6 protein-coding genes are annotated in these 10,335 nt (G+C 43.9%); all 6 read right to left on the reverse strand.

Going from position 1 to position 10,335, the window contains the following annotated elements; genetic code table 11:
* Positions 1-2 precede the first annotated feature (2 nt).
* Complete coding sequence (locus D8877_RS10850) at positions 3-485, reverse strand: ECF transporter S component (RefSeq protein WP_125353314.1); 483 nt, start codon at positions 483-485, stop codon at positions 3-5.
* On the reverse strand, positions 466-1,236 hold the full coding sequence (locus D8877_RS10855) for a bifunctional hydroxymethylpyrimidine kinase/phosphomethylpyrimidine kinase (RefSeq protein WP_125353316.1): 771 nt from the start codon (positions 1,234-1,236) through the stop codon (positions 466-468). Before D8877_RS10855 ends, D8877_RS10850 begins: the two co-directional genes overlap by 20 nt.
* Positions 1,226-1,975: a tRNA pseudouridine(38-40) synthase TruA gene (truA, locus tag D8877_RS10860; RefSeq protein WP_125353319.1), complete on the reverse strand. Its 750-nt coding sequence runs from the start codon at positions 1,973-1,975 to the stop codon at positions 1,226-1,228. Before truA ends, D8877_RS10855 begins: the two co-directional genes overlap by 11 nt.
* A gap of 255 nt (positions 1,976-2,230) precedes the next feature.
* Positions 2,231-7,963, reverse strand: coding sequence for a ZmpA/ZmpB/ZmpC family metallo-endopeptidase (locus tag D8877_RS10865; RefSeq protein ID WP_125353321.1), 5,733 nt, complete (start codon positions 7,961-7,963; stop codon positions 2,231-2,233).
* A 320-nt stretch (positions 7,964-8,283) separates the two neighbouring features.
* Positions 8,284-9,417, reverse strand: a complete 1,134-nt coding sequence (gene dnaJ, locus D8877_RS10870) for a molecular chaperone DnaJ (protein ID WP_125353324.1) — start codon at positions 9,415-9,417, stop codon at positions 8,284-8,286.
* Positions 9,418-9,844: 427 nt separating this feature from the next.
* On the reverse strand, positions 9,845-10,335 hold a 491-nt coding region (locus D8877_RS12295; protein WP_185760218.1), incomplete at its 5' end, for a hypothetical protein.

Below are 10,335 nucleotides of genomic sequence, written 5' to 3' on the forward strand. Positions count from 1 at the left end.
GTTTATTTCACTGTGACTGTCTTTTTCAAACTCTCTGGGAAGGCTTTGTAGAGGGCAAAACCGACTGCTAAACCAAAAGCATTCTGCATAAAATTGCCCAAGATTCCAGCCAGACCTGCTCCGACACCATTCATGATGCTATCAAAGAGGGCATAGCCACCGACCATAGCTACTGCAGCCAAGACCAGACCAAGATAGCGTTTCTTGCCCTCAAAGCCAGCAAAGAAACCTTGAAGTCCGTGGCAAATCAGGCTGAAAATCATCCATTGAGGATAGCCTGCAATCATATCAATCAAAAAGCCTGAAAGGCCTCCGACAATAGCCGCTTCCTTGCGGCCAAAGTAGAAGGCTGTAAAATAAATCCCTGCATCCAGCAGTGTCAAAAATCCTGTCGCCGTTGGAATTTTCACAAAATTCCCCAAAACCACAGACAGTGCTGTGATGAAAGCTAAGATAACTAATTTTTTAACTTGATGATTTCTCATACTGAACTACCCCATATTGATCTGAGCGCTGAATCGCTCGATAAACAAAATCTTTAGAAATTTGAACTGCTGCAAGCGGAGACTTGCCTAGAAGCAACTGACTGGCAATGCTGGAAGCAAATGTGCAGCCTGCTCCGGTATTGTTGCTAGCCAGCACTGGCGATTCCATGACCTTAAAATCGCGTCCGTCATAGTAAACATCCACTGCCCGCTCCTTGCTTAAGCGATTGCCGCCCTTAATCACCACATGCTTGGCCCCCAAATCATAGAGCTCCTTGGCTGCAGCCTGCATATCTTCCAGACTTTTGATTTCTTTTTGGGTTAATAGCTGAGCTTCTGCCAGATTTGGTGTGATGATGCTGACATAAGGGAAAAACTTGATGATTTCTTCTCTCAGCGCACTGACTTCCAAGTCATGATTTTCCTTGCAGACCAGAACAGGATCCAGCACTACGGGTATATCTGCATGCTGCTTGACAAAAGCCAAAGCCTGCTCTGCTATTTCCAGATTGGGTAAAAGTCCTATCTTAATAGCAGAAAAAGAAATATCTTTGAGACTGGCTAACTGCTGGGCAAAAACCTCTTCCTCAACTGGAATGACCTCAAATCCCTTGTCAGTCATCGCCGTCAGGCAAGTCACAGCTACAAACCCATGCAGACCATTGACTGTGTAGGTAGCCAAATCGGCATGCAGTCCGCCGCCGCTGAAAATATCATTGCCCGAAAGGGCTAAAATCAACTTATTCTTCATAACGAATCTCCTTTAGATAAAGACCATTTGGACCGGCTGTTGGTCCTGCCAGATGGCGGTCTTTCTCCGCTAAAATCCTCTGAATCTGCTCTACTGGCATGCGCTTATTGCCAATCTTGAGCAGCGTCCCTACCATATTACGGATCTGCTTATAGAGAAAGCCATTGCCCGAAAAAGTAAAGACCAGAAAATTACGCTCTGCATCATAGCGGACCTTGGCCTCGGTAATGGTCCGAACCTTGTCTTCCACACTTGTCCCCGAAGCCGTAAATCCAGTAAAATCATGCGTTCCCTCTAACTGAGCAATCGCTTCTTCTATCAGACTCAATTCCAAAGGATAAGGATAATGCGTGGCATAATGGCGCATCATAGGATTTTTAGGCCGGCCGATGTCCACCAAGAATTCATAGGTCTTGCTGTGCTTATTGTAGCGAGAATGAAAATCATCCGATACTTGCTCCACACTGATAAAATCAATATCTTCCGGCGTCTGGGTATCCAAGGCAAAACGCAATTTCTCTTCATCCCGCTCTTCTGGTAAATCAAAATGCAGCACCTGGCCCAGAGCATGGACACCGCTGTCGGTCCGGCCCGCTCCATGAATCACCACAGGCTGGCCTTTATTGATACGAGTCAGGGTCTTTTCAATCTCTTCCTGAACGCTTCTGGCATGGGGCTGTCGCTGAAAGCCAGCAAAGCCATAACCATCATAGGAAATAATCGCTTTATATCGTGTCATGTGTTTATTTTAGCAGGAAAAAAAGCCCTCAGCAAGCCCTAAAAGCAGGAACTGTCTGGGGACAGTTTTTTGTAAAAATACCGTATAAGAATTAGGGATAATCTGCACTTTGACTTGCCATTATGCAACAAAACAACCCATCGGAATCAGACTGTCAGTTATTAACAAACAGATCCAATCCAAATGGGTTATTGATCACATATTGCTAAAGGTCATTATTTGCAGTTACACATGCAGCAAATCTGACACTATTTCTTAGGAACCCCAAATGGAGTTTTCATCCATAAAGCTATTGGTGTTCTTGAGCAACTGCGTAAAGACAGCATACTTGAAGTCCTTGGTTGCGCGTTCATCGACACGAGACTTCTTCAGATCCTTGTCAACAGCTTCTGCAAAGCCAGCTTTCAGCTCTTCATAAGTAGTATAGACTTTTCCGTTGATCGTCACTGGCTTAATACCTGAGGTTTGTGCTTTGTCCACAACTTTTCTGAAGTAAGCTTTCTTGAAGGCTTCCATGGTTTCGAATTCGCCTTCAGAAATTTGCTTGATGATAAAGTTGTCGCTCAAACCAGTCACACCTTGCTCATTGGCTGTCTTACGGTGTTTATTAGAAGCATAGCTTACAAAGCCTTTTTCATAGCCATAGTAACCCCAGATTCTGAAGGTATTATGCTTGAACATCAAGGCACCTGGCGCTCCAGTATTGTTTTGACCCCCACCATAGATACCTGTCATGAAGTCGATCGCAATGTAACTAGAGTCATAGTCAGCAGGGTTATAAGTTCGATTGTCAACCGCACGGTTAGACAGCAAGCCTTGGTCAACCAAATCCTCTACAGATGAGACTGACATGGTTGCTTTCTCCTCTGCCGTTAACTCTCTCACAACATCGTATTGAGTCCGAGCATCTACAACCTTCGGCTCAACCTTCTTGAACCATTTAGCTGCGGCTTCATTTCCTTTATCCACAACCGCTTGACCTTCAAGGTAATCCAGCAGCATGAGGGTATCATTATATCCCTTCATGTAATGGTCGATGTCTGCTCGGTTCTTGAAGAGACTTGGCGAGCTATTGAAAATGAGACTTCCATCATTTGGACGTTCAAAGGCCATATTGAGACCCAGAGCACCCCAACCTGGCTGACCAGGAACAGGTGATTGGAGCAACCCTTGGGCATAGCCTTCTGGTCCGATACCTTGTCGTCTGCCATGTCCGCCCAGGTAAATATCTCTGTCATTGACGTGGGTGAGTTCGTGCGTGAAGACGGACACACCGTATTCTGTCAAGAGATCAAAGGCCTCGAAGTTCACACGGATCGAACCAGCAGCATGGGCACCATAGCCATTTGACTTGTACCAGCCACCAGCTCTGCCACCAACTAGGTTAAAGAACTCGCGGGATGGTGCATAAGGATTGCCCTTATTATCATTTCCGTTGACATCAATCCAGCCACGTCCTTCTACATCAAAACCATCCCATACAGCCGTTACATTTTGCTTGACCATTCTGGACTTGATATCATCTGAGAGCAGTTTGTACCAAGTGTCTACGTGATTTCGATGCTGGGTCGCTACTTCCTTGATGCGCGCGTTAAATCGTTCATCAGTCCATGACCGGCGCTTGTCTCTGTTGACAAAGGCCATCGTGCTATAGTTTGACAGAATGGCTAAGCGCGTATTCTTCAAGGTTAGAAGTGGAAGGATATAGTTGCTGAAATATTCAGAGTTGAGGTTGTCAAAGACGCGATACTTAGCAGACTTGATCTCCTCGACTTCTGACTGGCGTTCTTCAAACTGAATAAAGCCTCGGGTTGCATCCTTGAACCAAGAATCCATGTCCGCAAAGTCAGTCAGCAGGCGACGGTTGTAATCCAAGTAAGCCACCAAATCACTAGACTTGGACTCAGCCTTCAACTGACGCGCAAACATATTGACATTGTCTGCCCCTTTCAGTTGATTTTCTGTCGAACGTCCAATCTTAATCAAGCGGTCCAGCAATGGCACTTTTTCACCATAGAAGTCTGGTTTGAAGAGCACTAGCTCCTTGAGGTTGTAGTCGCCAAACTTGAGATCGTAATAACGGTTGAGATAGGTCAGACCGAGCATGATAGCGGTCTTGTTCTCTTCAATTTTAGCTTTCAGAGCTTCGTTGGCTGCTGGATTGTCAGCATGGAATCTTGTCCATTCATTAGCCAAGAGCTTACCAAGCATATCCTGCAAGTTGGCTTTCACTTCAGCCAGAGATTCATCCAAGAAGAGGCGCTTCACTTTGTTGACTCTATCATTATCATTAGGCAGACCAACAGAACGATAGATTTCATCACTGTACAGTTCAAAACTCTTTAAGCTCTCAGTCAGCTGAGTCAGCAAGTCTTCTTTGACTGCGGTTGAGTGATTTGGAGTATAGACCGTACCAAGCTCTGCAATCTGATATTCCGGCAGAACCGTCTGTTCAAATCGTGCTTGATTTTGAAGATTGTAGATAGTCTTGCTTCCGTCTTCAAAATGGACTAAGATCTTATCTGCATCCGTTCCTCCAGCAACAAACTGATTGCCTTTCAGAGCTTGAACTGATAGAACTTTCTTGGTCAACAGGTCACCCGCCTTACCAGCATCCACCAGCTTATTGGCTTCATGAATCAAGAACTCTTGATTGTAGAAAGGCATAAAGCGCTCTAGGTTCTGATAAAGCTGTTCATTTTCTGCCTTGTATCCTGGTTTATCTTGATAAGTACTTGTTCTCAGGATAGCAGCATTTAGCTTCTCAGTTGTTACTTCATTTGCGCTGGTTTGTTCAAGAGCCGTAATCCGATAGCTCTTGACTTTTTGCTCCGCTTCAGCTTCTGTCAAGCGGCGGAACTTGGCATCTTTTCCTGTCTTGGTTCCAGAGCTGTGTCCCTGAACACCAAAAAGGTTTTGGAGTTTTTGCCCCATCCAAGCGTCGGTAATCTCATTATCTGAGCTAAAGAGCTCTTTACCGTTTACTACTGTGGCATAGCTGACTGTGTCATTGATAGTTCCATACGGCCAAATGGAAGCAGCGATACCAGCCGCATTTCTTGAGCCTGCATCCTCCAACTTACCTTTGGCAACTGATTGCATCAATCTGCCCCAATTACCCCAGCCTGAACCTGAATAGTCAGTGAAGTTTTGAGCGACCAGCATACCTGCGTTTTGGCCACTCTTAACCCAAATATCCGCTTCAACGTAGGCACGTTTCACCAAGGACATGGCGTTGGTTCCAGCGATACCAGCTGTTACAGAATTTCCGCCTTTAGACTTAATCTGACCCTTAAAGGAGACATTTTCAACTCGAGATTGGCCTTCTATATTGTTAACCAGACCGGCTATATGGTCTCTTCCTTCCAAGTATCCTTGGACATTGACATTTTCGATTACTCCTTTATTCTTCAAGCGGGCAGCAATTGTCGCAATAGTATCGCCCGCTTGCGAATCTGGATAAACCATATTGACTCGCTTAAAGTCAATATCTTTGACCGTTCCGCCAGTAATCGTATCAAATAAAGGATGCGCTAAGTCTAAAATCGCATGGCGCTCACCATTTTGACCACCAATCAGCTGGCCTTTGAACTCACCTGGTAAGTAAGATTTGCTGTTGGCAGGTTTGTCAATCAATTTGGCACTGATACTGCGGCCCAAAATAAAGGTTCCAGAAGGATCTTCCTTGATTCCGTCCAAGAGGTCTTGGAAGTCATAATAGACATTTCCTTCACGCTTCTTGGCCTTTTCCAGATAGAAATCAAAGCTGTTTTGAAGACCAGTTGCACTTCTTTGCAGCAAGTCTGGCAGCTGAGCCTGGATCTTAAAGACAGGCTGGTTATCAACGACCACTTCCTCGATAGAAGTAACCGGCAGGACAGTGTCCTTGAACTGGTCGGATGTAAAGTGCAGATAATATTGGTCCAGATTTGCTGGTTTTTCAGCCAAAGTAGGCATCAATTTTGTCTGGCCATTTTCAACCTTCATCAAGGAGACATTAGTGATGGACTTGAGTTCCACCTTCTTCAGATCAAGCTGGACTGTCTCTTGAGCTAATTCCTGACTTTCAGAGCCATTTCCTAAATCATAGGACAGGGTCGTCTCAATCTTATACGGTGTATAGTAATCCAATCCACTAAAGCTAGCAGTCAGCTGGCCTGCCGTCAAGTTCTGCTCTGCTATCAGCTGGCCATCTTTCTTCAGACGAACATGAGCACTAGTATAGGCTTGGTCCCTATCCGTCAGCTGGTATTGGACCTGAACTGATTTCTGCAATTCATCCTTCTTAACTGCTGAAACAGTCAGACTCGGCGCTGCTTTAAGGGCTAATAAGTCAGCTAAAGCCTGCTTGAGTTGGTTGACACCTGCATCTACTTCATCTTGACTCGACGAAGTTTGATAAACCGTCGCAGCCATATTCTTAATTGTTTGCAGCTGCTGGTAGGATTGATTAGTGTAAACTGCAGGATCTACAGCCGCTGCCAAAGCTAGCTGCTTGCTCAATTCTTCTTTATTGATGCGAGCCTTGCTACCTCGAGTGACCACTGTATCAACTGCTTCATGCAAGATTCTTTCAGTTGTTTGTGGCTCTGATATGCGATTACCCTCCAAGACTTCATAGCTGGTTACAATTTCTTTTTGTCCTGGTGTTCCATCGACAGTTGTCTCTTCATCAAGATACTTGCTATCATCTGTCTTGTTGACAACTTGAGGTTCAATCGTTTCTAGCTTGATATCTGTATGTAGACTAGGCTGTTCTGGCTGAACTGTTGACTCACCATTAACGCCACCTGTGTATTCTGGCAAAGCTGGCTCAACTGGAGCCACGTCACTAACTGTAGCTACTGGAGCATCATAGACTGGATTGTCTGCTTGAACTGTCGATTCACCGTTAACGCCGCCTGTGTATTCTGGGAGGGCTGGCTCAACTGGGGCTGTATCATCAACTGTAGCTACTGGAGCATCATAGACTGGATTGTCTGCTTGAACTAGCGATTCGCCGTTAACGCCGCCTGTATATTCTGGCAATGCTGGCTCAACCGGGGCTGTGTCTCCAACTGTACCAACTGGGGCAGTATAGACTGGAGTTTCCGCTTGAACTAGCGACTCACCGTTCACAGCACCGCTGTACTCTGGCAAGGCGGGCTCTTGTAAACTTTCCCCTTTTGCCGTTTCTATAGGTGGATTTGACGGTTGAGAAGCTAGACTAGGTTTTGGAACTGGAGTTGGGGTTGGAAGATTCCCTATCTGGCCAGAATCACTTTCATCAGGATTCAGCTGATACAGCAACCCTGCTTGAGCAGCTCGATCAATAGAATCAGAATCCTCTTTTGCAGCTTCTGACACTTCTGCTTGCACTTGAGCTTCTTGACCAGCTGACAAAGAGGTTGGCTTGGTCTCTGTCAAAGTACGCAAATCAGAAGCTGTAAAGTAACCGATATAGTTATAGCCTGCAATAGTCACATCCGCTTCAGAAACTGCTGACGAAACCGCAACTTGACGGTTATAGGAAAGTAATTCCCGATTTTCTAGCGCAAACGCTTGAGGAGACTGTAACACAGTTTGTCCCAAGCTACCTAGCAAAAGCACTCCTAGTAACTTACCAGATTTCTTTCGTGAGAAAACCAGGACAGCCAAAATAGCCGTTCCCGCAAATAAGCCGAGAAGCGGCTGACCGTTATTTCCTGTACTCGGCAAGACAGTTTGCCCATCTTGCTTCCGATAAATCAGGTAATAATTTTCCCCCGTTTGCAGATTTTCAGGCAGACCTTTCTTAATCAGACCTTTTTCCTGCTCTGTTAGCTCTTGCTCTTCAACATAAGTATAGTGAGCAGTCGCACCGCCTCCTACTTCATCTGCAGCAACTGTCAAACTGGACAAAGAGCTCCCAAAAATCAGAGCTGCAATGGCAACTGAGCCCACACCAACAGACAATTTGCGAATCGAATATTTCTGAATTCGCTCCTGCACTTTTTCAAAACGTTTCACTTTATAAATCCCCTTTTTCCTAAAATGTATAAAGCTAATCTCCCATTATCTTCCTAACCAACTCCCCTGTAGACTAAAAAGATGCGTTTTATACATATAGTATTATCATATATCTTTTAGGAAATTTTTACAATGGATTTTACTTAAAAAAACAATTAATTTTTGTAAAAGTAAATAGAGAAAATCTCTTTACGCTTTTTATTGTGAGTTTCTTTTAATTAAATGGCTGATCAGAGCTGCTCTCTTACTTGACTACATTTGCCAAATGTCCTTCTAGAAAACATAAAAAGAACAGCATTAGGCTGCTCCTTTTTATATGATTACAAATCTTCCAAGGCATCTTTCATTTTGTCGAAGAAGCCTTTTTTCTTAGGATTGACCGAGATATTGCCAGCTTCCGCAAATTCTTTGAGGGCCGCTTTTTGACGGTCGTTGAGGCCAGTCGGTGTCACAACATTGACAGTAACATACTGGTCACCCATGCTTCCACCACGCAGACTCGGTGCTCCCTTGCCACGCAGGCGGAAACGCTTGCCAGTCTGTGTTCCTTCTGGGATATTCAGCTCCACATCCCCGTGAACAGTTGGGATATCCACACTGTCACCAAGAGCCGCTTGGACAAAGTTGAGATTGAGCTTGTAGTAAATGGTAGAGCCATCTCGCTCAAACTTGTCACTCGGCTCAACTTGGACCACGACATAAAGGTCACCATAAGGACCGCCATTAAATCCTGCCTCGCCTTGACCAGACAGACGAACCTGCTGACCAGTTTCCACACCAGCAGGGATTTTCACCTTAACGCTGTGAGCCTGTTTTTCATGACCCGTTCCGTGACAGGTTTCACAAGGACTTTTGATTTCTTTTCCTCGGCCATGACAGACATCACAGGTCACTTGCCGACGCATCATGCCAAGCGGTGTCTGGGTATCAACATTGATGACACCTGAGCCATGGCAGCGACCACAGGTAACAGGGCTAGTTCCTGGCTTAGCACCAGACCCGTCACAGGTACGACAAGTCGCTTCGCGGTTATACTTGATTTCCTTCTCAGCTCCGAAAATCGCTTCTTCAAAGCGGAGATTCACACGATACTGCAGATCGTCCCCTTGGCGCGGAGCATTAGGATTACGCGAAGCACCGCCACCAAAGAAGCTAGAGAAAATGTCTTCAAAGCCGCCAAAGCCGGAGCCATCAAAGCCACCGAAGCCGCCTGCACCGCCGCCAAAGCCACCATTAGTTCCCGCCGCGCCGTATTGATCATAGGCCGCCCGCTTTTGCTCGTCGCTCAGAGTCTCATAAGCCTCTTGGACTTCTTTATATTTGTCCTCCGCCCCAGCTTCCTTATTAATATCGGGGTGGTACTTTTTAGATAATTTCCGATAGGCTCTCTTGATCTCATCCTGAGAAGCATTCTTAGAGACACCTAGACGGTCATAATATTCTGTATTGTTCATATAAGATACCAAGACCGTAAAATTCGACTGAAAAATAGGAAATCAGGCGACGGAGCGATGCTCCTAGACAGATTTCTCTTTTTTCCGAGAATTTAGGTCGGGTTCAGTTCCTTTCTTTTATATTGAGTCAGAATTTTTGGAACCCGTGTTCAGTTGCGAACACTCCTTGTTCCTTTCTATTTAGTGTTGTGAAATGAAACTACAATTTAAGTGGGTTCATTTTTATCTATTAACAAAAAANTGTAATCAACGTTAAAACAAGAGTGGTTTTTATAATATTTAGTTTAAGTAAAATAAGACAAAACCAGTATTTACTTGCATACCAGTTATATATATTACAAACCATATAATTGATAAATTATTTTTTTCTTTTGTTTTCTTGATAAAAGATATTCATTAAAAATGTTTAATATATAAATAATTGTTGCTATTTTAAGAAATCAAAGTTGACTTTTTTTACATTATATTCTGACAAATCTATACCATTTCGACTTTCATAATAAGTACCATCATCTTTTTGGCGAATATAGAAGTCATAGGTCTTGTTCCCAGTTTTACTATTGCTTGGTTTCATCTTGCTAGTCAATAATTTAAGCTGAGGCGCTTCTAATTGAACTCCTTTATATACATCATCAACTTTAGTAAAAAATATTAAAAATTCATTGTCATGTAAATCTTCAATCATTTTTTCATCCAAAGAATACCACGTCGACCATAAAAAATCAATATCTCTATAATTCTTACTGTAACGAACATATTTAACTGGTATTTTTTTAGTCTCAGCAATTAATTTCTTTATATCTTTCAGTAAAAATACTTTTTCTGCTCCAGAGACTTGTTCGTTATATTTGGACATTGGTTCGTTATCACTATCAGAATCATTATTTTTAAACTTACCAGTAACGTAATCCATATATA

The sequence above is a fragment of the Streptococcus sanguinis genome (assembly GCF_003943735.1).
Taxonomy (GTDB): Bacteria; Bacillota; Bacilli; order Lactobacillales; family Streptococcaceae; genus Streptococcus; species Streptococcus sanguinis_E.